At 64.6% G+C, this 26603-nt stretch carries 23 protein-coding genes; 21 read left to right on the plus strand and 2 right to left on the minus strand.

Annotation, left to right across the window (positions count from 1 at the left end; genetic code table 11):
- Positions 1-6: 6 nt before the first annotated feature.
- The 13 genes from leuB (at position 7) to TQ98_RS08980 (ending at position 16633) form a co-directional block, all read left to right on the plus strand.
- Entirely contained in the window at positions 7-1089 is a 1083-nt protein-coding gene (leuB, locus tag TQ98_RS08905; RefSeq protein ID WP_044874980.1) for a 3-isopropylmalate dehydrogenase, read from the plus strand.
- A gap of 57 nt (positions 1090-1146) precedes the next feature.
- Positions 1147-2259: an aspartate-semialdehyde dehydrogenase gene (gene asd, locus TQ98_RS08910; protein WP_044874981.1), complete on the plus strand. Its 1113-nt coding sequence runs from the start codon at positions 1147-1149 to the stop codon at positions 2257-2259.
- Between the two features lie 113 nt (positions 2260-2372).
- Positions 2373-3401: an aspartate-semialdehyde dehydrogenase gene (locus TQ98_RS08915; protein ID WP_044874982.1), complete on the plus strand. Its 1029-nt coding sequence runs from the start codon at positions 2373-2375 to the stop codon at positions 3399-3401.
- A 142-nt stretch (positions 3402-3543) separates the two neighbouring features.
- A complete protein-coding gene (locus TQ98_RS08920) occupies positions 3544-6435 on the plus strand; it encodes a FimV/HubP family polar landmark protein (protein ID WP_044874983.1) in 2892 nt (963 codons plus the stop codon).
- A gap of 871 nt (positions 6436-7306) precedes the next feature.
- Entirely contained in the window at positions 7307-8053 is a 747-nt protein-coding gene (locus tag TQ98_RS08935) for an SGNH/GDSL hydrolase family protein (RefSeq protein WP_044874984.1), read from the plus strand.
- Positions 8054-8517: 464 nt separating this feature from the next.
- On the plus strand, positions 8518-9375 hold the full coding sequence (gene truA / locus TQ98_RS08940) for a tRNA pseudouridine(38-40) synthase TruA (RefSeq protein ID WP_044874985.1): 858 nt from the start codon (positions 8518-8520) through the stop codon (positions 9373-9375).
- 56 nt (positions 9376-9431) lie between these two features.
- On the plus strand, positions 9432-10049 hold the full coding sequence (locus tag TQ98_RS08945) for a phosphoribosylanthranilate isomerase (RefSeq protein WP_044874986.1): 618 nt from the start codon (positions 9432-9434) through the stop codon (positions 10047-10049).
- 302 nt (positions 10050-10351) lie between these two features.
- Positions 10352-11224, plus strand: a complete 873-nt coding sequence (gene accD, locus TQ98_RS08955; RefSeq protein ID WP_044874988.1) for an acetyl-CoA carboxylase, carboxyltransferase subunit beta — start codon at positions 10352-10354, stop codon at positions 11222-11224.
- On the plus strand, positions 11221-12507 hold the full coding sequence (gene folC, locus TQ98_RS08960; RefSeq protein ID WP_044874989.1) for a bifunctional tetrahydrofolate synthase/dihydrofolate synthase: 1287 nt from the start codon (positions 11221-11223) through the stop codon (positions 12505-12507). Before accD ends, folC begins: the two co-directional genes overlap by 4 nt.
- Positions 12508-12512: 5 nt before the next feature.
- Positions 12513-13184, plus strand: coding sequence for an SPOR domain-containing protein (locus TQ98_RS08965; protein WP_044874990.1), 672 nt, complete (start codon positions 12513-12515; stop codon positions 13182-13184).
- 95 nt (positions 13185-13279) lie between these two features.
- Positions 13280-13792 (plus strand): CvpA family protein, encoded by a 513-nt coding sequence (locus TQ98_RS08970; RefSeq protein WP_044875465.1) that lies wholly within the window; start codon positions 13280-13282, stop codon positions 13790-13792.
- A gap of 89 nt (positions 13793-13881) precedes the next feature.
- The gene (gene purF, locus TQ98_RS08975; RefSeq protein WP_044874991.1) at positions 13882-15387 is read left to right on the plus strand and encodes an amidophosphoribosyltransferase; all 1506 of its coding nucleotides are present in this window, start codon (positions 13882-13884) and stop codon (positions 15385-15387) included.
- A gap of 34 nt (positions 15388-15421) precedes the next feature.
- On the plus strand, positions 15422-16633 hold the full coding sequence (locus TQ98_RS08980; protein WP_044874992.1) for an O-succinylhomoserine sulfhydrylase: 1212 nt from the start codon (positions 15422-15424) through the stop codon (positions 16631-16633).
- 135 nt (positions 16634-16768) lie between these two features.
- Here TQ98_RS08980 and gspD read toward each other — a convergent pair whose 3' ends face one another.
- Both gspD and TQ98_RS08990 read right to left on the minus strand, forming a co-directional pair.
- Positions 16769-18742, minus strand: a complete 1974-nt coding sequence (gspD, locus tag TQ98_RS08985; RefSeq protein WP_044874993.1) for a type II secretion system secretin GspD — start codon at positions 18740-18742, stop codon at positions 16769-16771.
- A gap of 4 nt (positions 18743-18746) precedes the next feature.
- A complete protein-coding gene (locus TQ98_RS08990; RefSeq protein ID WP_044874994.1) occupies positions 18747-19391 on the minus strand; it encodes a type II secretion system protein N in 645 nt (214 codons plus the stop codon).
- Between the two features lie 266 nt (positions 19392-19657).
- On the opposite strand from TQ98_RS08990, the gene gspE reads away from it, so the two are divergent.
- The 8 genes from gspE to gspL are packed head-to-tail and all read left to right on the plus strand — an operon-like array spanning position 19658 to position 26601.
- The gene (gene gspE / locus TQ98_RS08995) at positions 19658-21145 is read left to right on the plus strand and encodes a type II secretion system ATPase GspE (RefSeq protein WP_044874995.1); all 1488 of its coding nucleotides are present in this window, start codon (positions 19658-19660) and stop codon (positions 21143-21145) included.
- The gene (xcpS, locus tag TQ98_RS09000; RefSeq protein WP_044874996.1) at positions 21146-22360 is read left to right on the plus strand and encodes a GspF family T2SS innner membrane protein variant XcpS; all 1215 of its coding nucleotides are present in this window, start codon (positions 21146-21148) and stop codon (positions 22358-22360) included.
- Between the two features lie 4 nt (positions 22361-22364).
- Positions 22365-22796, plus strand: a complete 432-nt coding sequence (gene gspG / locus TQ98_RS09005) for a type II secretion system major pseudopilin GspG (protein ID WP_044874997.1) — start codon at positions 22365-22367, stop codon at positions 22794-22796.
- Positions 22796-23380 carry a type II secretion system minor pseudopilin GspH gene (gene gspH, locus TQ98_RS09010; protein ID WP_044874998.1) on the plus strand — a complete coding sequence of 195 codons (585 nt, stop codon included), beginning with the start codon at positions 22796-22798 and terminating at the stop codon, positions 23378-23380. The genes gspG and gspH overlap by 1 nt, the downstream gene beginning before the upstream one ends.
- A complete protein-coding gene (gspI, locus tag TQ98_RS09015) occupies positions 23377-23769 on the plus strand; it encodes a type II secretion system minor pseudopilin GspI (RefSeq protein ID WP_044874999.1) in 393 nt (130 codons plus the stop codon). Before gspH ends, gspI begins: the two co-directional genes overlap by 4 nt.
- Positions 23766-24494 (plus strand): type II secretion system minor pseudopilin GspJ, encoded by a 729-nt coding sequence (gspJ, locus tag TQ98_RS09020; protein ID WP_044875000.1) that lies wholly within the window; start codon positions 23766-23768, stop codon positions 24492-24494. Before gspI ends, gspJ begins: the two co-directional genes overlap by 4 nt.
- Complete coding sequence (gspK, locus tag TQ98_RS09025) at positions 24491-25462, plus strand: type II secretion system minor pseudopilin GspK (protein WP_044875001.1); 972 nt, start codon at positions 24491-24493, stop codon at positions 25460-25462. The genes gspJ and gspK overlap by 4 nt, the downstream gene beginning before the upstream one ends.
- Positions 25459-26601, plus strand: coding sequence for a type II secretion system protein GspL (gspL, locus tag TQ98_RS09030; RefSeq protein ID WP_044875002.1), 1143 nt, complete (start codon positions 25459-25461; stop codon positions 26599-26601). The genes gspK and gspL overlap by 4 nt, the downstream gene beginning before the upstream one ends.
- The last annotated feature ends 2 nt before the right edge of the window (positions 26602-26603 follow it).

The following is a 26603-nucleotide window of genomic DNA, read 5'->3' on the forward strand; positions in this document are numbered from 1 at the left end:
GAAAGCATGAGCAAGCAGATTCTGATTCTCCCCGGTGACGGTATCGGTCCGGAGATCATGGCCGAAGCGGTCAAGGTGCTGGAGCTGGCCAACGACAAGTTCCAGCTCGGTTTCGAACTGACCGAGGACGTCATCGGCGGCGCCGCCATCGACAAGCACGGCGTGCCCCTGGCCGACGAGACCCTGGAGCGTGCCCGCAAGGCAGACGCCGTACTGCTGGGCGCCGTGGGCGGTCCGAAGTGGGACAAGATCGAGCGTGACATCCGCCCGGAGCGCGGCCTGCTGAAAATCCGTTCGCAGCTGGGCCTGTTCGCCAACCTGCGTCCGGCCATCCTTTATCCGCAACTGGCCGAAGCCTCCAGCCTCAAGCCGGAAGTGGTCTCCGGTCTGAACATCCTAATCGTCCGCGAGCTGACCGGCGGCATCTACTTCGGCCAGCCCCGCGAGCAGCGCGTGCTGGAGAACGGTGAGCGCCAGGCCTACGACACCCTGCCGTACAGCGAGAGCGAAATCCGCCGCATCGCCCGTGTCGGCTTCGACATGGCCCGTGTCCGCGACAAGAAGCTCTGCTCCGTGGACAAGGCCAACGTCCTGGCTTCCAGCCAGCTGTGGCGCGAAGTGGTAGAGGAAGTGGCCAAGGACTACCCGGATGTCGAACTCAGCCATATGTACGTCGACAACGCCGCCATGCAGCTGGTGCGTGCACCCAAGCAGTTCGACGTGATGGTCACCGACAACATGTTCGGCGACATCCTGTCGGATGAGGCTTCCATGCTCACCGGCTCCATCGGCATGCTGCCTTCAGCCTCGCTGGATTCGAACAACAAGGGCATGTACGAACCCTGCCATGGCTCGGCGCCGGACATCGCCGGCCAGGGCATCGCCAACCCGTTGGCGACCATACTCTCTGTATCGATGATGCTCCGCTACAGCTTCAACCAGACTGCTGCCGCCGACGCCATCGAAAAGGCCGTCAGCCTGGTGCTGGAGCAGGGCCTGCGGACTGGCGATATCTACTCTGCCGGTGCGACCAAGGTCGGTACGCGCGAGATGGGCGATGCAGTGGTCGCAGCACTGCGGAATCTGTAATCTGTCGGGCCCGCTGCATTTCCAGCGGCCCACTTTTTCAAGAAAGGTGTAGTTGTCATGAAGCGTGTAGGTCTGATCGGTTGGCGCGGCATGGTGGGTTCCGTTCTCATGCAGCGAATGCTGGAAGAGCGGGATTTCGACCTGATCGAGCCGGTGTTCTTCACCACTTCCAATGTCGGTGGCCAGGGCCCCGCGGTCGGCAAGGACATTGCCCCGCTGAAGGACGCCTACAGCATTGACGAGCTGAAGAGCCTCGATGTGATCCTGACCTGCCAGGGCGGCGACTACACGACTGAGGTGTTCCCCAAGCTGCGCGAGGCCGGTTGGCAGGGCTACTGGATCGACGCCGCCTCCAGCCTGCGCATGCAGGATGACGCGGTAATCGTCCTCGACCCGGTAAACCGCAGGGTCATCGACCAGCAGCTGGATGCGGGCACCAAGAACTATATCGGCGGCAACTGCACCGTCAGCCTGATGCTGATGGCCCTGGGCGGCCTGTTCGAAGCCGGTCTGGTGGAGTGGATGAGCGCCATGACCTACCAGGCAGCCTCCGGTGCCGGCGCGCAGAACATGCGCGAGCTGATCAAGCAGATGGGTGCCATCAATGGCGCCGTCGCCGATGACCTGGCCAACCCGGCCAGCGCCATCCTCGACATCGACCGCAAGGTGGCCGAAGCCATGCGCGGCGAAGACTTCCCCGCTGAGCACTTCGGTGTTCCCCTGGCCGGCAGCCTGATCCCCTGGATCGACAAGGAACTGCCCAATGGCCAGAGCCGCGAGGAGTGGAAGGGCCAGGCCGAGACCAACAAGATCCTCGGCCGCTTCAAGAGCCCGATCCCGGTGGACGGCATCTGCGTGCGCATCGGCGCAATGCGCTGCCACAGCCAGGCGCTGACCATCAAGCTGAACAAGGATGTGCCGATCGCCGACATCGAAGGCATGATCAGCCAGCACAACCCCTGGGTGAAGCTGGTGCCGAACCAGCGCGAAATCAGCATGCGCGAGCTGACCCCTACCGCCGTGACCGGCACCCTGACCGTTCCGGTCGGCCGTCTGCGCAAGCTCAACATGGGTTCGCAGTACCTCGGCGCTTTCACCGTTGGTGACCAGCTCCTCTGGGGCGCCGCCGAGCCCCTGCGCCGCATGCTGCGTATCCTGCTGGAGCGTTGATGGCAGTCGGGGCGCCGATGAGGCTCGTCGGCGCTTCCTGACCCTTGATTGCCTGCGTGCGGGGCGGCGGTTAAAGTGCCGCTCCTCGCATCGCCAGAAGTAATGCCCTCCCTATGAGCCAGTCCCTCGACATCGCCGTGATCGGCGCCACCGGCACCGTCGGCGAAACCCTCGTCCAGATCCTCGAAGAGCGGGAATTCCCGGTCGGCAACCTTTACCTGTTGGCCAGCGGCGAGTCTGCCGGCGCGTCGGTGCCCTTCAAGGGGCGCAACCTGCGGGTGCGGGACGTGGCCGAGTTCGATTTCTCCCTGGTGAAACTGGCTTTCTTTGCCGCGGGCGAGGCAGTGACCCGCAGTTTCGCTTCCAAGGCGGTCGCGGCCGGCTGTTCGCTCATCGACCTGTCCGGCGCCCTGGACCCGGCTGTAGCCCCCAGCCTGGTGCCTGAGGCCAACCCGCAACTGTTGGAGACCCTGGTCGCGCCGTATCAGTTGACCAGTCCCAGCGCTTCGGCCGTTGCCCTGGCCTGCGTGCTGGCACCGCTCAAGGATCTGGCGAAGCCCCAGCGTCTGAGCGTCATGGCCAGCCTTGCAGTGTCCAGTCGCGGCCGTGAAGGTGTCACCGAACTGGCCCGGCAGACTGCCGAGCTTCTCAATGCGCGTCCCCTTGAACCGCGCTTTTTCGATCGGCAGATCGCGTTCAACATCCTGGCCCAGGCCGGGGCGCCGGATGCTGAGGGGCATATCGCCCTGGAGCGCCGCTTGGCGGGCGAGGTCAGGCAGTTGCTCGGTGAGCCTGCTCTTCGAGTTTCCGCCACCTGCGCCCTGGCACCGGTTTTCTTCGGTGACAGCCTGGCCGTCTCCCTGGTGGCCGAGCAGGCCGTGGATGTGACGGCAGTGCGCGGGCGCCTTGCGCAAGCACCGGGCGTCGAGTTCGTGGAAGAGGAGGGCGACTATCCGACCGCTGTCGGCGACGCCGTGGGGCAGGATTCGGTATATGTAGGAAGGGTTCGGGGTGGGCTGGATGACCCGTGCGAACTCAATTTGTGGATTGCTTCAGATAATGCAAGAAAAGGCGCTGCGCTCAATGCTGTGCAGTCTGCCGAGTTGTTGATAAAACACTATCTGTCAAAGATACTTACCTGAAAATTGGTAGAAATATTCTAGCTTGACAATACTGGCTTGGGCTTTTCGTTGATGGGGAGCCGCCGACCAGGCGCGCGCAGGCAGCGACTTAAGACCCTCCTCTCGCATGGCGAGAAAAAAGATAAAACAAGGGAATCACTCTATGGTTCGGGTTCGCAAACTTGTGCTGGCAATCGCGGCTGCATCCGCGCTGACTTCGGGTATGGCTAATGCCCTTGGGCTCGGGGAAGTCACCCTGCGTTCGTCCCTGAATCAGCCGCTGGACGCCGAGATCGAGCTGCTCGAAGTGCGTGATCTGGCCTCGGCCGAGGTCAAGCCGACCCTGGCCTCGCCGGAAGAGTTCTCCAAGGCCGGGGTGGACCGCCAATATTTCCTGCAGGACCTCAAGTTCACCCCCGTCCTCAAGCCGAACGGCCGCAGTGTCATTCGGGTGACTTCCACCAAGCCGGTCCGCGAACCCTATCTGAATTTCCTGGTCGAGGTGCTCTGGCCCAGTGGTCGCCTGCTGCGCGAATACACCTTGCTCCTCGATCCGCCGCTCTATTCGCCGCAAACGGCGGTAGCGGCGGCTCCGCGCATTCCCGTTGCGGCGCCTGCTCCGGCGCCGCGCCCTGCCGTTGCTCCGGCTCCGGCTCCGGTTCGCACCGCTCCGGCGGCCTCCGCTGCTGCTGCGCCGCGTCCGAGCGCTTCCGCTCCTGCGCCGGCACCCAAGACGCCGACTGACCAGTACCGCACCACTTCCCGCGACACCCTGTGGGAAATTGCAGAACGCAGTCGCGCCAGCGGCTCCGTTCATCAAGCCATGCTGGCCATCCAGGATCTGAATCCGGATGCCTTCGTCGACGGCAACATTAATCGACTGAAGAGTGGTCAGGTGCTGCGTCTGCCCGATGAAAAGCAGATCGCCAGCCGTTCCCAGGCGGACGCCATTGCTCAGGTCCAGGCGCAGAACGCCGCCTGGCGTGATGGCCGCAGTCTGGCGGGGGAGGGCAAGCGCCAGCTTGATGCCACCAAGCGTGCCAGCGCTGGTGACGCACCCGAGAAGGTCGAGACCCAGGACAATCTGCGTCTGGTTTCTGCCGCCAGCGGCAAGGCTTCCAGTGGCAGCGACAAAGGTGCCAATGGCGAGAGCAAGGCCCTCAGCGACAAGCTGGCCGTGACCCAGGAAAGCCTGGACTCGACCCGCCGCGAGAATGACGAGCTGAAGAGCCGTCTGGGCGATCTGCAGAGCCAGATGGACAAGTTGCAGCGCCTGATCCAGCTCAAGGACGATCAGCTCGCCAAGCTCCAGTCCGACATGGCTGCCCAGGGCAAGCCAGCACCGGCGGCGGCAGCCCCCGCAGAGCCCGCACAGCCTGCCGAGGCTCCCGCCCAGCCTGCGCCAGCCGCCCCGGCAGAACCCGTATCCACCGCTCCGGCTGCTCCGGCCCAGCCTGCCGAGGCTCCGGCTCAACCTGCAATCGCTGAACAGCCGGCAGCGCCCGCCCAACCCGCTGCGCCCGTAGCTGCAGAGCCTGCTAAGCCCGCAGCTCCTGCCAAGCCTGCGGAAGCTGCCCAGCCTGCTAAACCGGCACAACCCGCTCCGATTGCCGAGCCGCCGCAGTCCAGCATCATTGATGATGTGCTGGCCAACCCGATGCTGCTCCTGGCCGCAGGCGGCAGTGCTCTGGTGGCGCTGCTGGTGTTGCTGATGATCCTGTCCCGCCGCAATGCGCTGAAAGAAGCCGAGCTGCAGAACAGCCTCGCTGCGCAGGATGACGACAGTACCTTCGACAGCGACCTCGATCGGAAGGACGACAGCTTTGCAGCCTCCCTCGACAGCGCCGAGCTGGAGCCTGCCGTTGGCGCCGCTCCGACCAAGGCGGAAGATCGCGTAACCGCGCAGACCGGTGATGTGATCAGCGAGGCCGACATCTATATCGCCTACGGCCGTTTCAATCAGGCTGCCGAACTGCTGCAGAACGCCATCAACGACGAGCCCCATCGCGGTGACCTGCGTCTGAAACTGATGGAGGTCCATGCCGAGCTGGGTGATCGCGAAGGCTTCGCCCGTCAGGAGCGTGAACTCCGCGAGATCGGCGGTGCCGGCAGCGACATCGAGCAGTTGAAGGGCAAGTACCCGGCCATGGCTGCGGTTGCGGTTGCCGCAACTGCTGCTGCGGGTCTGGCCGCTGCCGATGACCTCAGCACGTTCAGCCTCGACGACCTCGGCCTGGACGATACCCCGGCTGCCGCTCCCGCCGCCGCTGGTTCCGATCTGGCCGACGCCTTCGACCTGAGCCTGGACGATCTGGGGTCCGAACTGGACCTTGAGCTGTCGGACGGGAAGTCGGCCGACATCCAGCCTGACGTGGCGCCGGTGAACGAACTGAGCCTCGACGACCTGGAACTGGACGCCCCGGTAGCGCCGTCCAAGGCTGACAGCGATCTGGATTTCGATCTGGACATCGGTGCCGACGAGGAGCTGCTGACCGGTGACGAGGGCCTGGAGCTCAGCGACGACCTCGCCGACTTCAGCCTCGACCTGGAGCCGACTGCAAAACCGGCCACCGCCGACGAAGACGAGTTCCTGCTCAGCCTGGACAGCGACTTTGACGCTCCGTTGACGGTCGAAGAGCCGGCTCCAGCGGCGCAGCCGGCCAGTGCCGGCCTGCTGGACCTGCCCGCTGACTTCGATCTGTCCCTGCCCGATGAGCCTGTCGCCGAGCCGATTGCCGATGACGACAGCTTCTCGGCCCAGCTGGACGAAGTCACCGCTGAACTGGACCAGCTGTCCGACAGCTTGCAGCAGGCGCCGGAGCCGGTTGCCGTGCTGGAAGACGAAGCGCCGGAACTGGACATGGGTCTGGGCGAGGAGGATGACTTCGATTTCCTCACCGGTACCGACGAAACCGCGACCAAGCTGGACCTGGCTCGCGCCTACATCGACATGGGTGACACCGAAGGTGCTCGCGACATCCTCGACGAGGTCATGTCCGAGGGGAATGACACCCAGCAACAGGAAGCGCGCGAACTGATCGCACGACTCAGCTGATAGATGACAGAAGCAGTACCCGCAGCGGCAGCCTCTGAGGCTGCCGCTGGCGTTTCAGAATGGCGCGAATCTGCCGCTTTCAGTGCAACATTCCCCGCTATTTTTGCAGGCCCGCACCTTTTTACGGGTTCACCACCCTCCCAATGGGGCTGCACACTCGCTTGGTGGTTCCCTGCTTGGTGTGTCCCAGTAGGTGGAAGGCCTCCTCCAGACTGTCAGTATCCGGCGCGGAATTCGGGCAGATGTCGCGGAGCTGGGACTGCATGATGGTCAAGACAGGGGCGCCGTTGTCCGCGGCCATGTTGGCGGCGCGCTAGCGGGCCGGCTCGAAGTGCTGTCGATCAGCTGCTTGCCCTCTGGGGGGGCCAAGTACGGCTGGATTCAGTACAGCTCGAAAGCTCAGTCGCCTTAGAACCGTGCGTAATCCTTCAGTGTGCAGGCGAATAAGAAGCTTCTGCGCTGTCTTGTCCTGATCCGCCAATAGGAAGGAGTGGTCGCTCATCTCCAGCCGGCGCATCTTGCGCACATCCGCAGGTCGCTGGCCGGGTAGGTTGGCAATGTCCATCGTCACTTGCAGCTCCCGCGACACCTCCCTGTACGCCGTCTTCCACGCCTCGTCCCTGATGTAAACTTCGCGTGGCGCCTCATTGTCGCGTTTGACGCCCCGTGTCAGGCTGCCCAAGCGGTGGGTGACTGCCTGTATCTCGGCGCATTCCATGCCAACGCCGCCGAGAGCGTGCCAGCACCATCCTTTCCATCGTTGAGGTGCCAGTTTGGTAAACGCCCAAGCTGTCGCCCCTGATAGCTGGATTATCTCGCGGCCAGCTCTGCTGGAGTAAAATGCGCCTCGAATTCAACTCGGAGCTGTTTCGTGGACTACGCGGACGTGATTGCGCATTACCAGGCAGGGCAGCCTGTTCAGGCTGTGATCATCGGCAACTCGGTTTCCTGCGGTTACAACGCAGACGGGGCGCCGATCATCAAGTCCATCAGCCAGCCGAACGGAAAGCTGAAAGTATCCGAGCGTGAAAGCGACGAAGCACCAGGTGCGCCGACCATGCTGCGGGCCTTCCTTCGAGCCAAGAATCCATACTCCCGCATTATCAACCTCTGCGGCGACGGCTGGGACACCAATGACCACCTCGGCATCAGCACACCGGCCAGCTCAATCAACGGGCAGACCGATAGCGTCGACGAGGTCTTGGCCATGAAGCCCTATCCGGATGTCGTGTTCTTGCCGTTGCAGATCAACGACGCGCTCCACGGGCTGAGTCTGGACACCTTCGTCAAGAACACCGACTTGATTATCAACCGCCTGCGTGGCGCTGGAATCGCAGTGGTGATGGTGAAGGAGAACTTCGCCAGGATCCCGACCTATCAGCAGTTCGTGGCCGAGGTTGATCACATCGCTGAGCGTCATGGCCTGGCGGTGATCGACAGCTACACGCCGTTCGGTGACGGTAAGGGTGTCCTGGCTGACTATGCGCACCCCAACTCGGCTGGTCACGAGTTGATATTCGAGCAGTACAAAAAGTGGTTCAGCAACGATGTGGTTCGGGCCTTCAGTGGGGTCCCAGTCAACGTCAAAACGAGCATCGGGAAGGTCGCCAACAACTGATCCAGCATCGGTTTCTTTCCTCAAGCATTGCCCGAATGCGTGCCGACCTGCTCGGCCGGCTTCAGCAGGTTGTTCGATACTACGTAGAAGGAGCCGATAAGCGGGGAGGATGCGTGAGTCGGCCTATGATCGTGTGGGGAGTAGGCGTCAGGAATGGCCGGATTTGCTGTCTATAGCTAGGGCGTGTCAGCCAGGAATTACTGCTTTCCGGGGCGCTATTTCGGCATTTGGTTTTAGGGGGGCAGCGATCTAGAAGTGTGGTGCGGAAAGTGCTGGAGCGGCACTCCACCGCGACTGTTGCATTGCTGGAGCATGGCGAGCCCTTCCTTTACATAGGAAGGGTGGCGGCTTTTGGCAGAAATGCCCTCAAAGTGGTTTCCTTAACTCAAAAAGCCCCCGCGTGGCAGTAGGCCTGCAGGCCGGTATAATCTGCACCGATGTGGAAATGAAAGGGTTGTAAGTCGTTGATAGATAAAGAATCTCTGGCAGCCCCCGAAGCTGCCGCTGGCATTTACAGAATCGCACTTGGCGTCGAGTACAAAGGCTCACGCTACCGTGGCTTCCAGCGGCAGACCAAGGGCGTTCCGTCCATCCAGGAGGCTTTGGAAAAAGCCCTTACCCGCGTGGCGGGCGGCGCGCCCGTGACCCTCTCCTGCGCCGGTCGCACCGATGCCATGGTGCATGCCAGCGGCCAGGTGGTGCACTTCGATACTCCGGTGGTGCGCTCGATGCACGCCTGGACCATGGGCGCGAACATGAACCTGCCGGGCGATATCAGCGTCACTTGGGCCAAGGAAATGCCGAGAACGTTCGACGCTCGTTTCAGCGCCATGGCCCGGCGTTATCGCTATGTGATTTACAACGACGAGATTCGCCCGGCGCACATGGCTGAAGAGGTGACCTGGAATCACCGCCCCCTGGATATCCAGCGCATGCGCGAGGCGTCCCGTTGCCTGGTGGGTACCCATGACTTCAGCGCCTTCCGTGCCAGGCAGTGCCAGGCCAAGTCGCCCATCAAGACGGTGCACCACCTTGAACTGATCGAGCACGGCCGCATGATCGTGCTGGATATCCGCGCCAATGCCTTCCTCCACCACATGGTGCGCAACATCGCCGGTGTACTGATGACCATTGGTGCGGGGGAGCAGCCGGTGGAGTGGGCCAGGCAGGTGCTGGAGGGGCGCATTCGTCGCGAGGGCGGCGTGACGGCGCACCCATACGGCCTGTACCTGGTGCGGGTCGAATACCCGGAAGAGTTCGATATTCCCCAGCGTTATCTGGGGCCGCACTTTCTCTCCGGTCTGCCTGACGCGGTGGGCTGACGCTGCGATTGGCCTTTGCTAACATCCGTCACCTTTCCCCTTCAGGTGTCTGCATCTTGTCAGCCGTTCGCATCAAAATCTGTGGCATCACCCGGATCGAGGACGCCCTGGCCGCTGTGGCTGCCGGGGCTGATGCCATCGGCCTGGTGTTCTATGCGAAGAGCCCGCGGGCGGTGACTCCGGCCCAGGCGAAGGCAATCGTTGCCGCGCTGCCGCCCTTCGTGACCAGCGTCGGGCTGTTCGTCGACATGCCCCGAGACGAGCTGAAGCAGGTGCTGTCGGAGGTGCCGCTGGACCTGCTCCAGTTCCACGGTGACGAAGGTCCGGAGGATTGCGCCGGTCATGGACGTCCCTACATCAAGGCGCTGCGGGTCAAGCCGGGTGATGACGTCGCCGCGGCCATTTCCCGTTATCCCGACGCCGCCGGCATCCTGCTGGACACCTACGTACCCGGTACCCCGGGCGGCACGGGCGAGGCCTTCGACTGGAGCCTGGTGCCCCGGAATGCGGCAAAGCCCCTGGTGTTGGCGGGTGGGTTGACCCCGGAAAACGTCGGCGAAGCGGTGCGCCAGGTGCGCCCGTATGCGGTGGATGTCAGCGGCGGAGTCGAGGCGAGCAAGGGCATCAAGGATGCCGAGAAGATTCAGTCCTTCATCCGGCGTGCACGTGGCTGACATGCAAATTGCGGACTCTTTCGACGGTCTGCTCGTTGGCGTGTCTTCTGCATATGTGACGGACGGCGTTTCGCTGCCGTCCATAACCGAGTCGCCCAGGCAGGCGAAGCCTGTCGGGTCACGTGGCGAGGCTGCGTCGATCGGGCCTGATTTTTACGAGAGGGGTGGCAGGGCCATCTCCAGGGTGATTCCCGGGCATCTTGTGACTGCCGGGGTCGCAACCATGAATTCGCTCAAGGGCATGCGCGGGGCTGTGGACCGCTAGCGCGTGTTCGGGCCTGAAAGCTGTGGAGAACTAGAGCATGAGCAACTGGCTGGTAGACAAGCTGATCCCTTCGATCATGCGTTCCGAGGTGAAGAAGAGCTCGGTGCCGGAAGGCCTCTGGCACAAGTGCCCGTCCTGCGACGCGGTGCTGTACAAGCCCGAGCTGGAAAAGACGCTGGACGTCTGCCCGAAATGCAATCACCACATGCGTATCGATGCGCGTACCCGCCTGAGCATCTTCCTGGACCCGGAAGGCCGCGAGGAAATCGGTGCTGACCTGGAACCGGTGGACCGCCTGAAGTTCCGCGACAGCAAGAAGTACAAGGACCGCCTGGCCGCCGCGCAGAAGGACACCGGCGAGAAGGATGCCCTGATTGCCATGCGTGGCACCTTGCACAAGATGCCGATCGTCGCCTGTGCCTTCGAGTTTTCCTTCATGGGCGGCTCCATGGGCGCGGTCGTTGGCGAGCGCTTCGTTCGTGCTGCCAACGTTGCCCTCGAGCAGCGCTGCCCGATGGTCTGCTTCTCCGCCTCCGGCGGTGCGCGGATGCAGGAAGCCCTGATCTCCCTGATGCAGATGGCCAAGACCTCCGCCGCCCTGGCTCGACTGCGCGAAGAGGGCATCCCCTTCATTTCCGTACTGACCGACCCGGTCTACGGCGGCGTTTCCGCCAGCCTTGCCATGCTGGGTGACGTGATCGTCGGCGAGCCGCGTGCCCTGGTGGGCTTCGCTGGCCCGCGCGTGATCGAGCAGACCGTGCGCGAAAAACTGCCGGAAGGCTTCCAGCGCAGTGAATTCCTGCTGGAGCATGGTGCCATCGACATGATCATTCCCCGCGCGGAACTGCGTGAGCGCCTCGGTCGGCTGCTGGCGCAGATGATGCGTCTTCCTTCCCCGGCTATCGCATGACCCAGAGAACCCTTGCCGACTGGCTTTCCTACCTTGAACAGCTCCACCCCACGGCTATCGACATGGGGCTGGAGCGCAGCCGCGAAGTAGCCAGCCGGCTCGGCCTGGGCCGACCGGCACCGAAGGTGATCACGGTCACCGGCACTAACGGCAAGGGTTCCACCTGCGCTTTCCTGGCTGCGCTGCTGCGCGCCCAGGGGCTCAAGGTCGGCGTTTACAGTTCGCCGCACCTGCTACGTTACAACGAGCGCGTCCAGGTGAATGGCCAGGAGGCCAGCGACCAGGCGCTCTGCGACGCCTTCGCTGCCGTCGAGGCTGCTCGCGGCGAAATATCCCTGACCTACTTCGAAATGGGCACCCTGGCGGCCTTCTGGCTGTTCCAGCGTTCCGCGCTGGATGCCGTGGTGTTGGAAGTCGGTCTTGGCGGCCGGCTGGATGCCGTCAACCTGGTGGATGCTGATCTGGCGCTGGTCACCAGCATTGGCCTGGACCATGCCGACTGGCTGGGGGATACCCGCGAAAGCGTGGCCTTCGAGAAAGCCGGCATCTTCCGCGCCGGTAAACCGGCCCTTTGCGGTGATCTGGATCCCCCGCAACCGCTGCTGGAGCGGGCGAGCGCGCTTTCCGCGCCGCTGTTCCTGCGTGGGCGGGACTTTGATCTGGCGGTGGGCGAGGCTGCCTGGCACTGGCGTGGTGTCAGTGTTTCGGGGCAGGTACTCGAATTGCACGATCTCCCGCTGCTTGATCTGCCCATGGAAAACGCCTCCCTGGCGCTCCAGGCCTATGCACTTTTGGGCATGCCCTGGCAGCCGGACGCCTTGCAGGCCGCACTGCTCGGTACCCGGGTCACCGGCCGACTGGATCGCCGCAGCGTCAACTGGCGTGGCCGGCAAGTCTCCCTGCTGCTGGATGTCGGTCACAACCCCCATGCTGCCGAATACCTCGCCGCGCGCCTGGCAGCCCGTCCCGTAGCAGGCCGCCGCCTGGCCGTGTTCGGCCTGCTCTCCGACAAGGATCTCCCCGGTGTGCTGCGTCCGCTGCAGGGTCAGCTGGCCCAGTGGGCGGTGGCGCCGCTGCGGACGCCACGCAGTCGTCCGGCCGTTGAGCTGCAGGCGGCATTGACGAACCTTCACGCAACCGTCAGTGTCCACGAAAATATCGCCGCCGCGCTGGAAGCCCAGTGCGAGCAGGCGACACCGGATGATGAAATCCTGGTGTTCGGATCGTTCTATAGCGTGGCTGAGGCTCTGAGCTGGCTGGAAAGTCGCGCATCTGCGGAGTAGGGGACATGGCGGTAATGGACAAGGGACTCAAGCAACGTATCGTCGGCGCGTTGGTGCTGGTGGCGCTGGCGGTGATTTTCCTGCCCATGTTGTTCAGCCGTGAGGACGAGTTGCGCCAGGTGGTGGTGGAAGCGCCGCCCATGCCCAAGGCGCCGGACATGCCGCCGGTAGAACTGGAACAGGTGCAGGTGCCTGAGCCCCAGGCGCTGCCCCAGGAGCCGGTCCCGCCGCTGGATGCCGCCAACGCTGCCCAGGCCGCTGTCCCTCCGGCGGCTGTCGAATCTGCTCCTGCGGTACCTGCCCAGCCGACCGTGCCCGCCGTACCGGTTCCCGCTCCTGCGCAGGCACAGCAACCGCAGGTGCAAGCCAAGGCGCCGGCACCGGCCGCTCCTGTGGTCGAGGCAAAGGCCGAGGAAAAGCGCCTGGACGTCAATGGCCTGCCGGTCAGCTGGTCCATCCAGCTTGCCAGCCTGTCCAGCCGCGCCAGCGCGGAGAACCTGCAGAAGAACCTGCGTACCCAGGGCTACAACGCCTATATCCGTAGCGTGGAAGGCATGAATCGGGTCTTTGTCGGTCCGGTGATCGAGCGTGCCGAGGCCAATCGCCTGAGGGATCAGCTAAGCCGCCAGCAGAAGCTGAATGGGTTCGTCGTACGTTTCCAGCCGGAAAAAGGCTGATAGACCAGGATAATTAAGCCCTTTCTGCTTCGCGGGTTACCGGAGCTGAAGGGCTCTGCTAAAATGCAGCGCCTTTTCCGTTCGTGGGCTGCATTGTGGCATTCACCTGGGTTGATTGGACGATCATCGCCATCATCGCCGTTTCCAGTCTGGTCAGTTTGAGACGAGGCTTCGTCAAGGAAGCGCTCTCGCTGCTCACCTGGATAGTCGCAGGCGTCGTTGCCTGGACCTTTGGCGGCTCCTTGTCGCAGCATCTCACCGAATTCATCGATATTCCTTCGGGGCGCATCATTGCCGCATGCGCCATCCTCTTCGTAGCCACCCTGCTGGTGGGGGCCTTGATCAATTTCCTGATCGGCGAGCTGGTCAGGGTTACCGGTATGGACGGCACCGACCGCGTGCTGGGCATGGCTTTTGGCGCCGCTCGTGGTGCGTTGCTGGTCGTGCTGCTGGTCGGCCTGCTCAGCCTGGCGCCGGTTCAACAGGATCCCTGGTGGCAGCAATCCACGCTGCTGCCGCACTTTCTCATGGTCGCCGACTGGTCGAAGAACCTCATTCTGGGCTTTACCAGTCAGTGGCTCGCGAGCGGCATCAGCTCACCCAGCTGATGCGCCGCACCCGGAAGCATGCCCATCCAGGCCCAAACGGCCAGGTCGGGTACTTGATTAGCCTGAACTACTAGCAGGGGTTGCGTCACATGTGTGGCATCGTCGGTATCGTCGGTAAGTCGAACGTCAATCAGGCGCTGTATGACGCGCTTACCGTCCTTCAGCATCGCGGCCAGGACGCTGCCGGTATTGTGACCAGCCATGACGGCCGGCTCTTCCTGCGCAAGGACAACGGCCTGGTCCGTGACGTCTTCCAGCAGCGCCACATGCAGCGCTTGGTGGGCAACATGGGCATCGGCCACGTGCGCTACCCCACTGCGGGCTCCTCCAGCTCCGCCGAGGCCCAGCCGTTCTACGTGAACTCGCCGTACGGCATCACCCTGGCGCACAACGGCAACCTGACCAACGTCGAGCAGTTGGCCAAGGAAATCTACGAGTCCGACCTGCGCCACGTGAACACCAACTCCGACTCGGAAGTGCTGCTCAACGTGTTCGCCCACGAGCTGGCCCACCGCGGCAAGCTGCAGCCCACCGAGGAAGACGTGTTTGCCGCCGTATCCGGTGTGCATGCGCGCTGCAAGGGCGGTTACGCCGTGGTGGCGATGATCACCGGCTACGGCATCGTCGGCTTCCGCGATCCCCATGCGATCCGTCCGATCGTCTTCGGCCAGCGTCACACCGACGAAGGCGTGGAGTACATGATCGCTTCCGAAAGTGTCGCCCTCGACGTGCTCGGCTTCACCCTGATCCGTGATCTGGCCCCGGGCGAAGCGGTGTACATCACCGAGGACGGCCGGCTCTACACCCGCCAGTGCGCCACCAACCCGCAGTACTCCCCCTGCATCTTCGAGCATGTCTACCTGGCGCGCCCGGACTCCATCATGGACGGCATCTCCGTCTACAAGGCCCGCCTGCGCATGGGTGAGAAGCTGGCCGAGAAGATCCAGCGCGAGCGTCCCGATCATGACATCGACGTGGTGATCCCGATTCCGGATACCAGCCGCACTGCAGCTCTGGAACTGGCCAACCACCTGGGCGTGAAGTTCCGCGAAGGCTTCGTGAAGAACCGCTACATCGGCCGTACCTTCATCATGCCGGGCCAGGCTGCGCGCAAGAAGTCCGTGCGCCAGAAGCTCAATGCCATCGAACTGGAATTCCGCGGCAAGAACGTGATGCTGGTGGACGACTCCATCGTGCGCGGCACCACCTGCAAGCAGATCATCCAGATGGCCCGCGAAGCCGGCGCCAAGAACGTCTACTTCTGCTCGGCCGCCCCGGCGGTGCGCTACCCCAACGTATACGGCATCGACATGCCCAGCGCCCACGAGCTGATCGCCCACAACCGCTCCACCGAGGAAGTGGCCGAGCTGATCGGCGCCGACTGGCTGGTCTACCAGGACCTGCCGGACCTGATCGACGCGGTCGGCGGCGGCAAGGTGAAGATCGACCACTTCGACTGTGCCGTGTTCGACGGCCAGTACATCACCGGCGATGTGGATGAGCACTACCTGAACAAGATCGAGCAGGCGCGTAACGACGCCAGCAAGGCCAAGGCCCACGCGGTCAGCGCCATCATCGATCTGTACAACAACTGAGCCACGGACAGCGGCGAACTCGAGGTTGAGTGACATGACGCAAGAATGGGAAGCCGGAAGGCTGGACAGTGACCTGGAAGGTGCTGCCTTCGAAACCCTGGCCGTGCGTGCAGGCCAGCGCCGCACGCCGGAAGGTGAGCACGGCGAGGCCATGTTCCTGACCTCCAGCTACGTGTTCCGCACCGCCGCCGACGCCGCCGCGCGTTTCGCCGGCGAAGTGCCGGGCAACGTCTATTCGCGCTACACCAACCCGACCGTGCGGACCTTCGAGGAGCGCATCGCCGCCCTCGAAGGGGCCGAGCAGGCCGTGGCCACTGCCTCCGGCATGTCGGCCATCCTCGCCATCGCCATGAGCCTGTGCAGCGGCGGCGACCACGTGCTGGTCTCCCGCAGCGTGTTCGGCTCCACCATCAGCCTGTTCGAGAAGTACCTCAAGCGCTTCGGCATTGAAGTGGACTACCCGGCACTGTCCGACCTGGCGGGCTGGGAAGCGGCGATCAATCCGAACACCAAGCTGCTGTTCGTCGAGTCGCCGTCCAACCCCCTGGCCGAGCTGGTGGACATTGCCGCCCTGGCCGAGATCGCTCACGCCAAGGGCGCGCTGCTGGTGGTGGACAACTGCTTCTGCACCCCGGCGCTGCAACAGCCGCTGAAACTGGGCGCCGACATCGTGATGCACTCGGCCACCAAGTACATCGACGGCCAGGGCCGTACCATGGGCGGTGTGGTCGCCGGCCGCGCCGAGCACATGAAGGAAGTAGTCGGTTTCCTGCGCACTGCGGGCCCGACCCTCAGCCCGTTCAACGCCTGGGTAATGATCAAGGGGCTGGAAACCCTGCGCGTGCGCATGCAGGCCCACTGTGCCAGCGCCCTGGAAATCGCCCGGTGGCTGGAAACCCAATCGGGCGTCGAGCGTGTGTACTACGCCGGTCTGGAAAGCCACCCGCAGCACGAACTGGCCAAGCGTCAGCAGAAGGGCTTCGGCGCCGTGGTCAGCTTCGAGGTCAAGGGTGGCAAGGAGGCGGCCTGGCGTTTCATCGATGCCACCCGAATGATCTCCATCACCACCAACCTGGGTGATACCAAGACCACCATCGCCCACCCGGCCACCACCTCCCACGGGCGCCTGTCTCCCCAGGAGCGCGCCAATGCCGGTATCAGCGACAGCCTGGTCCGCCTGGCCATCGGCCTGGAAGACGTGGTGGACCTCAAGGCAGACCTGGAGCGCGGGCTCGCCGCGCTGTAATCGACTGATTTCCCGGTCGGAGAAAAGGAGGGCGGCTGCACCGGAAGGTGGGCCGCCCTTTTCATTGGGCGGCTGTTGACCGGCTGGTGAGCGTGAACGCACTTACACAGGGCCGCGTGGCGGCCCTGTGCCGTATCAAGGTTTGCGCAGGTCGATGGCCGGGGTCTGCGGCCCGTCGAACAGTTCCACCGGTTGGCGCGGCAGGATTGCCGGGCGGCCTTCCTTGTTGTGCTCGCCGACGATGCGGATGTCGTTGTATTTCTTCCCGGAGAGTGCGGCCAGGCCAGCCCGGTCGCGCACGACGGTGGGCCGCAGGAACACCATCAGGTTGCGCTTCACATGGGTGTCCTTGGTGGAGCGGAACAGCCGTCCGAGGATAGGGAGGTCGCCCAGCAGCGGCACTTTGGAGTCGGTCTGGGTGATGTCGTCCTGGATCAGGCCGCCCAGTACGATCACCTGGCCGTCTTCGGCGAGGATGGTGCTCTTGATCGAGCGCTTGTTGGTGATCAGGTCTACCGCCTGGGCCGTCAGGGACGCGGTGGGGGCGATGGATGAAATTTCCTGCTCGATCTCCAGGCGCAGGGTGGCGCCCTCGTTGATGTGGGGGGTCACCTTCAGGGTCACGCCGATGTCCTGGCGCTCGATGGTGGTGAAGGGGTTGTTGGCGCCCGACGCATCGGTGGTGAAGGTGCCGGTCTGGAAGGGCACGTTCTGGCCCACCAGGATTTCCGCCTTCTGGTTGTCCAGGGTCAGCAGGCTCGGCGTGGAGAGCAGGTTGCTCTTGTTGTTGGCCGACAGGGCCGTGATCAGCGCGGCGAAGTGGTCCGTACCGATGCCGATGATGGCGCCGTCCGGCAGGGTGTCGGGGATTTCGTCATCGCGGATGGCATTGAGCACGGTGCCCACCGAGAGTCCGGTATTGTTGAAGTTCACGCCGCCCATGCCGCCCGTGTTACCGCGGAAGTCCACCGCCCACTGCACGCCAAGGGCGTCAGTGATGTCGCCGGAAATTTCCACGATGGCCGCTTCCACCATCACCTGGGCGCGAGGTACGTCGAGCTGGCGGACGATGTCCTCCATCGCGGCGACCACGTCCGGTTCCGCCAGCAGCACCAAGGCGTTCAGGCTTTCGTCTGCGCGGATCAGGATGTTCTGCGGCTTGCCGCCACCCCCTCCGCCACCTCCACCGCCGCCGCCCTGTTCACCGCCGCCTTCGTCCTTCAGGCCCTCGGAGATCTCGCCGAGGGTTTCGGCCAGGCTCTTGGCATCGTTGTGGCGCAGGCGGATGACCCGGGTGTTGGTCGAACGGGAAGTGGGCGTGTCGAGGGACTGGGCCAGGGCCGCCAGCTTCGCGCGGGCGGACGGCGGGCCGAGGAGGATCAGGCGGTTGGTGCGGGAGTCGGCGATCACCTGGGTGCCCGAAGTGCCCTTGGACTGACCTCGGTTGAGGGAGGCGTTGAGCACTTCAGCGGCGTCCATCACCCAGGCGTACTTGAGGTTGAGCACGGTGTAGTCGTTGTCGCCCTTCTGATCGAGCTGGCGCATCAGGTCCTCGATGCGAGCGATGTTGGCCGCGCGGTCGCTGATGATCAGGGCGTTGGCTGACGTCACGGCGGCCAGGTGGCCGTATTGGGGGACCAGTGGGCGAATCAGCGGGATCAACTCCGTCACTGGCGTGTGTTGGACCTGGATCACCCGGGTTTCCAGGCGTTCCGCCCCGGGGCGGGTGCTGCCGGCTTCGGCCTTGGCTTCGGCATTGGGAATGATGCGTGCCTGGTCGCCCTCGGCGACCACGGTGAAGCCGTGGGTGGCCATGACCGAGAGGAATAGCTGGTAGACCTCGTTGATCCCCAGGGGCGTCTTCGAGACCACGCTGACCTGGCCCTTCACACGTGGGTCGACGATGAAGGTCTCTCCGGTGATATCGGCGATCTGGTCGATGAATTCGCGGATATCGGCATCCTTGAGATTGATGGTCCAGGCGTCCTGCTGCTGTTGCTGCTCGGCGCCTGGCGTGGCTGCCGGCTGGGCCGCGAGCAGCGGCAGGGGCGCGGCCAGTGCACCGGCGGCAATCAGGGCGAGCGTGAGGCGCGAGAAATTCGGGGTCATCGGGTCATTCGCTTTCCTGGGGCTGTTCGGTGGAAGCATCGTCAGTCGTACTGTCCGGGTCTTCCATTTGTTGGCGCAGTTTCTCCATGCGCTCGCGCAATTCGGCGGCGTTGTCTTCCTGCAGGCCGCTGAGGTCGTCGATCACATCGGTTGCCGGCTCTTCGGAAGCGCCTCCGGCGGGGGTGAAGCGCGAGTGCGGTGCCGGGAAGCTGAGGCTTTCCAGGCGGCCGTTGCGTTCGATTTCGACACGGTTGCGGTAGACCGCATGCACCTTCACACCGCTGGTGATCTCTTCACCTGCGCTGAAGCGGCGAGGTTTGCCGCCTTCGTACTGGATGATGGCGGTGGACTTGTCCGGCCCGGCGTGGACGAAGCTGCCCAGCAGCGTCAGGCGCAGGTTGGTGCTGGGAGGCGGACCGCTGGGCGCCATGGCTGGCGCGACACCGAATATGGGTTCGAGGTTCTGCAGGGGTTGGGTGGTGGCGACTCGGGCGCCTTGCTGCTCTGGAATTTGTGCCTGGGTATCGACCAGGCGCAACCACTCGCGGGTCTGCCAGGCGAAGCTGGCGCCCATCGCCAGTACCACTAGCGCGCCTACAAAAGCGGGCGCGTGGCGTTGCAGCCGGTGCAGGGAATCCGAGGCGTGCAAGTGGGTCCAACTCCTAATGCAGGGGCGTTCTTCTGGTCTTATGGTTTTGGCAGAACTGCTTTGATCATAGCAGCGCCGTGGAGTGCCATGCTCACCCGTCCAGATGATGTTGAGATGCAGGTGCTGTGCTAAAGATATCTCTGAATTTTTACGGCTTTAGGTGGTTTTGTTCACACGCTTCATAAGAACCGGGAAGCGGTTCTGCACAATCGTCAGATTGCGCTGCAATACTTCCTTCTGGTCCCATCTGGAATAGGCACCCGCGGATGAACCCTCCACTTGTTGAAGCCCCCTTGCGACGGCTCCCCTTCGGCTTTGCCAAGCGGCATGGGGTCCTGCTGCTGGATGGCGTGGAGCCTTGCCTGGCCCACCGTCCCGGCGTCGAACTGGTGGCCCTGGCCGAGGCGCGGCGCTTCGCTGGGCGCAGTCTGCCCCTCAGGCCTCTCAGCGGCGACGCCTTCGAGCAGGCCCTGGCCCTGGCCTACCAGCACGATTCGTCGGCCGCCATGCAGCTGGCCGAGGATTTGGGTGGCAGCCTGGACCTCGCCGCCCTGGCCGAGCAGATCCCGGAAACCGAGGACCTGCTGGAGCAGGAAGACGATGCGCCCATCATCCGCCTGATCAACGCCATCCTCGGCGAGGCGATCAAGGAAAACGCCTCGGATATCCATCTGGAAACCTTTGAGAAGCGCCTGGTGGTGCGTTTCCGTGTCGACGGCATCCTCCGCGAGGTGCTGGAGCCCAAACGCGAACTGGCGGCGCTGCTGGTATCGCGGATCAAGGTCATGGCGCGGCTGGATATCGCCGAGAAGCGGATTCCCCAGGACGGCCGCATTTCCCTGCGCGTCGCCGGCCGTGAAGTGGACATCCGTGTCTCCACGCTGCCGTCGGCCAACGGCGAGCGGGTGGTACTGCGCCTCCTGGACAAGCAGGCCGGCCGCCTGACCCTGCAGCACCTGGGCATGAGCGATCGGGACCGCCACCTGCTCGGAGAGACGGTGCACCGGCCCCACGGCATCCTGCTGGTGACCGGCCCCACCGGCTCCGGCAAGACCACCACCCTTTACGCCAGCCTCACCACCCTCAACGACCGCACTCGCAACATTCTCACCGTCGAAGACCCTATCGAGTACCACATCGAGGGCATCGGCCAGACCCAGGTCAACCCGAAAGTGGACATGACCTTCGCCCGTGGCCTGCGGGCCATCCTGCGCCAGGACCCGGATGTGGTGATGGTGGGCGAGATCCGCGACCAGGAAACGGCCGAAATCGCCGTGCAGGCCTCACTCACCGGCCACCTGGTGCTGTCCACCCTGCACACCAACAGTGCCATTGGCGCCATCACCCGCCTGGTGGACATGGGCGTCGAGCCTTTCCTGCTGTCCTCGTCCCTGCTCGGCGTCCTGGCCCAGCGCCTGGTGCGGGTGCTCTGTCCGCAGTGCAAGGAGGCCTACACCGCCGATGCCGCCGAATGCCAGCTGCTCGGCGTGGGCCCGGAAAGCGCGCCCACGCTGTACCGTGCCCGCGGCTGCGCGGAATGCCACCAGCAGGGCTATCGCGGGCGGACCGGTATTTACGAATTGGTGGTCTTCGATGACCACATGCGCAGCCTGATCCACAGTGTGGCTTCCGAGCAGGAGATGATCCGCCACGCCCGCCTGTCCAGCCCGAGCATCCGCGAGGACGGCCGGCGCAAGGTTCTGGAGGGGATTACCACGGTGGAAGAAGTGCTGCGGGTGACGCAGGAAGAATAAATGGCCGCATTCGAATACCTCGCCCTCGACGCCAAGGGCCGCCAGCAGAAGGGCGTGCTTGAGGCGGATAGCGCCCGCCAGGTGCGTCAGCTGCTCCGGGAGCGCCAACTGGCGCCGCTGGAAGTACGTGCGACCCGCGTGCGCGAGCAGGCCGAGCGCGGCCGTTTCAGTCTGAGCCGCGGCCTTTCCGCCCGTGACCTGGCGTTGGTCACGCGGCAGCTCGCTACCTTGGTGCAGGCCGCGCTGCCCATCGAGGAAGCCCTGCGGGCCGCAGCTGCGCAGTCAGGCAATTCGCGCATCCAGTCCATGCTGTTGGCGGTCCGCGCCCGGGTGCTGGAAGGGCATAGCCTGGCCAGCAGCCTGAGGGAGTTTCCGTCGGCCTTTCCCGAGCTCTATCGCGCCACCGTGGCCGCCGGCGAGCATGCCGGGCACCTGGGGCCGGTGCTGGAACAGCTGGCGGACTACACCGAACAGCGCCAGCAGTCGCGACAGCGGATTCAGCTGGCACTGCTCTACCCGGTGATCCTGATGTTCATGTCCCTGGTCATCGTCGCGTTCCTCCTGGGGTTCGTCGTGCCGGACGTGGTCAAGGTGTTCGTCGATTCCGGCCAGACCCTGCCGCTCCTCACCCGTGGCCTGATCGCCCTGAGCGACCTGGTCAAGCATTGGGGCTGGCTGATGCTGCTGGTACTGATCGGCGCTTTCCTGGGGGCGCGCTGGGCCTTGCGCGATCCAACGATTCGTCAGCGCTGGCACGGCCTGATCCTGCACATCCCGCTGGTGGGGCGGTTGGTGCGCGCCACTGATACCGCGCGCTTCGCCTCCACCCTGGCGATCCTCACCCGCAGCGGAGTGCCGCTGGTGGAGGCCCTGGGCATCGGCGCCGAGGTGATCGCCAACCGGGTGATCCGCGACCACGTCGTGGTGGCCGCGCAGAAGGTGCGCGAAGGCGGAAGCCTGACCCGCGCCATGGAGGCCAGCGGGCAATTCCCGCCGATGATGCTGCACATGGTTGCCAGCGGTGAACGTTCCGGCGAGCTGGACCAGATGCTTGCCCGCACCGCTCGCAATCAGGAAAACGACCTGGCGGCCCAGATCGCCCTGCTGGTCGGATTGTTCGAACCGTTCATGCTGGTGGTGATGGGGGCGGTTGTGCTGATGATCGTCCTCGCCATCCTGCTTCCCATCCTTTCTCTCAACCAACTCGTGGGGTAATCGCGTGAAACTGCGCCGCATCCAGTCGGGCTTTACGCTCATCGAAATCATGGTCGTCGTCGTCATCCTCGGCATTCTCGCCGCCCTGGTGGTGCCGCAGGTGATGAGTCGTCCCGACCAGGCCAAGATCACGGTGGCCAAGGGTGACATCAAGGCCATTGGCGCCGCGCTGGACATGTACAAGCTGGACAACTTCGCCTACCCCAGTACCCAGCAGGGCCTGGAAGCGCTGGTGAGCCGGCCGTCCGGCAACCCGCCGGCGAAGAACTGGAACAAGGACGGTTATCTGAAGAAGCTGCCGGTGGACCCATGGGGCAACCCGTACCAGTACCTCTCGCCGGGTAGCAAGGGCGCCTACGACCTCTATTCCTTCGGGGCCGACGGCAAGGAAGGCGGCAGCGACAACGACTCCGACATCGCCAACTGGGATAACTGATGAACCACGGGCGGCGGGGCGGCTGCCAGCGGGCTCCCGGCGCCCGGGCGTCAGCGGGCTTTACCCTTATCGAAGTGCTGGTGGTGATGGTCGTCATCGCCTGCCTCGCCGGCCTGGCCGTGATCAGCTCCGGCGTTGCCGGGCCGTCCCGCGAGCTCAATCAGGAAGCCGAACGCCTGGCGGGCCTGATCGGCTTGCTGGCGGACGAAGCTGTGCTCGACAACCGAGAGTACGGCCTGCACCTGGAGCGCGACGGTTACCAGGTGTTCTTCTACGACGAAACCCGGGCCCGCTGGCAATTGCTCTCCGAGGAAGGCCGCCAGTTGCCCGAATGGGCCGAACTCACCTTCGAACTGGACGGCGAGCCGCTGGTGCTGCCGATGCCCGAGAAGGACGTGAAAAAAGCCAAGGGCAAGGACAAGGAGCCCGTGCCGCAGCTGATCATCCTTTCCAGTGGTGAGCTCAGTCCGTTCCGCCTGGAATTGGGCGAGCGGCGCAAGGATGGGCTGCGCCTCGAGCTCTCCAGCGATGGCTTCCGCCTGCCCCGCGTGGAACCGCTGAGCGGCAAGGGGCGTGCCGGATGAGGCGCAGCCGGGCCTTCACCCTGATCGAAGTGCTCGTGGCCCTGGCCATCTTCGCCGTGGTCGCCGCCAGCGTGCTCACGGCCAGCGCCCGCAGCTTGCAGATCGCCTCTCGCTTGGAAGACAAGACCCTGGCCATGTGGATCGCCGACAACCGTCTGACCGAGCTTCAGCTCCGGGAGACGCCGCCGGGCAATGGCCGCGATCAGGGCGAGCTGGACTACGCCGGGCGACGCTGGGAATGGCTGAGCCAGATCGAAGGCACCAGCGATCCGGCTCTGCGGCGGGTCACCCTGTGGGTGGCGCCGAAAGCCCTGCGCGGAAGCTCGGGGGGCAAGTTGGAGGAACGCGCCACGGTCCGATTGGTGGGCTTCCTGGGGGGCACGCCATGAAGCGCGCCGCTGGTTTCACCCTGCTGGAACTGCTGATCGCCATCGCCATCTTCGCGCTGCTGGCTCTGGGCACCTGGCGCATGCTGGGGGCGGTGTTGGACAGCGACGAAGCCACCCGCGTCCAGGAACAGCAATTGCGTGAACTGGTACGGGCCATCTCCGCGTTCGAGCGGGATGTTCGCCAGGTGGTGTCACGACCGGTCCGCGATGCCTACGGCGAATCCCGCGCCGCCATGTTGGGGGAGCGCGAGGGCGACAGCGACAGCCTCGAATTCACCCGTGGCGGCTGGCGCAATCCCACTGGAGCCCAGCGTTCGCGCATGCAGCGGGTGCGCTGGCAACTGTCCGGCGAACGCCTGGAGCGGCGCTACTGGACCGTGCTGGACCAGGCCCAGGACAGCCTGCCGAGGGTGCAGGCGGCCCTGGACGGTGTGATGTCCATGAAGCTTCGCTACCTGGATGATAACGGCGGTTGGCAGGACAGCTGGCCGCCCTCCGGACTGGCGGGGGACGAGCGCCTGGACCGCCTGCCGCGTGCCTTGGAGCTGACTCTGGAGCACCGTCGCTACGGCGAATTGCGCCGGGTGCTGCGCCTGGTGGACACCCCAGCCCGGCAGCAGCCCCAGGCGGGAGGAGCGGTCCCGCAGGATGGCCAGCAACAAGCGCCGCAGCAGGGCCAGCAGACGGGCCAGCAGGGCGGTGCCGGCAAGGAGAAGGCGCAATGAAGCGGCAGGGAGGCGTCGCGCTGCTGACGGTATTGCTGGTGGTGGCGGTGGTCACCGTGATCTGTGCCGGGCTGATTGCCCGCACCCAGGTGTCCATTCGCTCCAGCGGCAACGAACTGCACGTGCGTCAGGTGGCCCAGTACGCGCTGGGCGGCGAGGCCCTGGCCAAGGCCATCCTCACCCGCGACCTGCGCCAGGGCGACCCGCGTAATCCCGTGGATCACCTGGGCGAAGCCTGGGCGCAGCCCCTGACCACCTTCCAGTTGGACGATGGCGGTTCCCTGAGCGTGCGCATCGAGGACCCCAGCGGCCGCTTCAACCTCAACGGACTGGTGCGCGACGGTCGGATCAACGACCAAAGTGTCCGCCAGTTCCGCCGCTTGCTGTTGCGCCTGGGGATCACGGCGCCCTACGCCGAGCGCCTGGTGGACTGGCTCGATCGTGACGAGGAGCCCTATGGCGGCAACGGCGCCGAAGATAACCAGTACCTGTTGTTGCAGCCGCCGTACCGCGCCGCGAACCACGCGATGAGCGACGTGTCCGAGTTGCGCCTAGTGTTAGGCATGACGGAACTGGATTACCGCAAGCTGTTGCCCTTCGTCACTGCGCTGCCAACCGACGCATTGCTCAACGTCAACACGGCCAACGCCCTGGTGCTGTCCACCCTGGCCGACAACCTCGATGCCAGCATCGGCGGTTTGCTGGTGGCTGCGCGGGGTACTACGGGCTTTCGCACCCTGGATGCCTTCCTCGGCCAGCCGGCACTGGCCGGGATGGGCCTGGAGGCTCAGGGGCTTTCGGTGGGCAGCCACTATTTTCAGGTGATCAGCGAGGTACGCCTCGCCGGTCGCCGCCAGGTTCTGGTCAGCACCCTGCAGCGCGGCAGCGACGGCAAAGTGCGGACTCTCTATCGTGATCTCGGGCAGGGCGGCTTGCCGCCGGCGCCCGTCAAGGAGCCGAAGTCATGACACAGGCTTGCATCTTCCTCCCGGTGGCCGCCTGCACTCAGCTGGACGCCGAACTGGAGGTGCTGCTCTGGCAGGGGGGCGCCAGTCGTCGCCTGCCATTCGCCAAGGCGCTGGAGGAAGTCGCGCCGCCCTGGCGCCTGATCCTGCCGGTGGAGGCGGTGACCTGTTGCGCGGTCCGCTTGCCCACGCAAAAGGGGCGTTGGCTGCGTCAGGCGCTGCCGTTCGCGGTGGAGGAGCTGCTGGCCGAGGAGGTGGAGAGCTTTCACCTGGGGCTGGGCAGCGCCGTGGCTGATGGCCGGCATCGGGTGTTCGCGGTGCGACGTGCCTGGCTGTCGGGTTGGCTGGACCTGGCCGGTAAGCTCGGCCCGTCGCCATCCGCCATCCAGATCGATGCCGACCTGTTGCCGGAGGAGGGCACCCAACTGCTCTGGCTCGACCAGCGTTGGCTGCTGGGCGGCGAGGGCAGCGCTCGACTGGGTTTCGACCAGCAGGACTGGCCTCATCTGCGGGATGCCTGCCCGGCACCGCGCATTGGCCGTGCGCCGGCTGAACGACAGGGCCTGGACGGTGTGGAAGCGTGGCGTGAGGAAAGCGATCCCTATGCCTGGCTGGCTGCGCAGAACGGCAGCGACCTGGCCCAGGGCGAATTCACGCTGAAGGAAGAGCGCCGGCAATGGTCTCGCTGGAAGCCATTGCTGGGGTTGGTCGGCCTCTGGCTGGTGCTGCAATGGGGCTTCAACCTGGTACAGGCCTGGCAACTTCAGCGCCAGGGCAATACCTACGCCCAGGCCAATGAGGCCCTGTATCGCGAACTGTTCCCCGAGGACAACAAGCTGGTGAATCTGCGGGCGCAGTTCGACCAGCATCTGGCTGAAGGCTCGACCGCCGGCCAGGGGCGTCTGCTGGCCCTGTTGGGCCAGGCTGCCCAGGCACTGATCTCCGAGGGGGCTCAAGTACGGGTGCAGCAACTGGACTTCAGCGAAACCCGCGGCGACCTCGCCCTGCAGGTGCAGGCGCCGGGCTTCGATGCCTTGGAGCGGTTGCGGGAGCGGCTGATCAGCAGCGGGCTTTCGGTGCAGATGGGTTCCGCCAGCCGCGACGACGCCGGCGTCAGTGCACGACTGGTGATAGGAGGATGAAG

Source organism: Pseudomonas sp. LFM046 (assembly GCF_000949385.2).
GTDB lineage: Bacteria > Pseudomonadota > Gammaproteobacteria > Pseudomonadales > Pseudomonadaceae > Metapseudomonas.

Bases quoted from the DNA above. Each gene is read 5' to 3' on its own strand.
- leuB (WP_044874980.1), top strand. From the start codon at position 7: ATGAGCAAGCAGATTCTGATTCTCCCCGGTGACGGTATCGGTCCGGAG.
- asd (WP_044874981.1), top strand. From the start codon at position 1,147: ATGAAGCGTGTAGGTCTGATCGGTTGGCGCGGCATGGTGGGTTCCGTT.
- accD (WP_044874988.1), top strand. From the start codon at position 10,352: ATGAGCAACTGGCTGGTAGACAAGCTGATCCCTTCGATCATGCGTTCC.
- gspJ (WP_044875000.1), top strand. From the start codon at position 23,766: ATGAAGCGCGCCGCTGGTTTCACCCTGCTGGAACTGCTGATCGCCATC.
- gspE (WP_044874995.1), top strand. From the start codon at position 19,658: ATGAACCCTCCACTTGTTGAAGCCCCCTTGCGACGGCTCCCCTTCGGC.
- gspL (WP_044875002.1), top strand. From the start codon at position 25,459: ATGACACAGGCTTGCATCTTCCTCCCGGTGGCCGCCTGCACTCAGCTG.
- gspI (WP_044874999.1), top strand. From the start codon at position 23,377: ATGAGGCGCAGCCGGGCCTTCACCCTGATCGAAGTGCTCGTGGCCCTG.
- gspH (WP_044874998.1), top strand. From the start codon at position 22,796: ATGAACCACGGGCGGCGGGGCGGCTGCCAGCGGGCTCCCGGCGCCCGG.
- gspD (WP_044874993.1), bottom strand. From the start codon at position 18,742: ATGACCCCGAATTTCTCGCGCCTCACGCTCGCCCTGATTGCCGCCGGT.
- TQ98_RS08980 (WP_044874992.1), top strand. From the start codon at position 15,422: ATGACGCAAGAATGGGAAGCCGGAAGGCTGGACAGTGACCTGGAAGGT.
- TQ98_RS08920 (WP_044874983.1), top strand. From the start codon at position 3,544: ATGGTTCGGGTTCGCAAACTTGTGCTGGCAATCGCGGCTGCATCCGCG.
- TQ98_RS08965 (WP_044874990.1), top strand. From the start codon at position 12,513: ATGGCGGTAATGGACAAGGGACTCAAGCAACGTATCGTCGGCGCGTTG.
- purF (WP_044874991.1), top strand. From the start codon at position 13,882: ATGTGTGGCATCGTCGGTATCGTCGGTAAGTCGAACGTCAATCAGGCG.
- gspK (WP_044875001.1), top strand. From the start codon at position 24,491: ATGAAGCGGCAGGGAGGCGTCGCGCTGCTGACGGTATTGCTGGTGGTG.
- folC (WP_044874989.1), top strand. From the start codon at position 11,221: ATGACCCAGAGAACCCTTGCCGACTGGCTTTCCTACCTTGAACAGCTC.
- xcpS (WP_044874996.1), top strand. From the start codon at position 21,146: ATGGCCGCATTCGAATACCTCGCCCTCGACGCCAAGGGCCGCCAGCAG.
- TQ98_RS08915 (WP_044874982.1), top strand. From the start codon at position 2,373: ATGAGCCAGTCCCTCGACATCGCCGTGATCGGCGCCACCGGCACCGTC.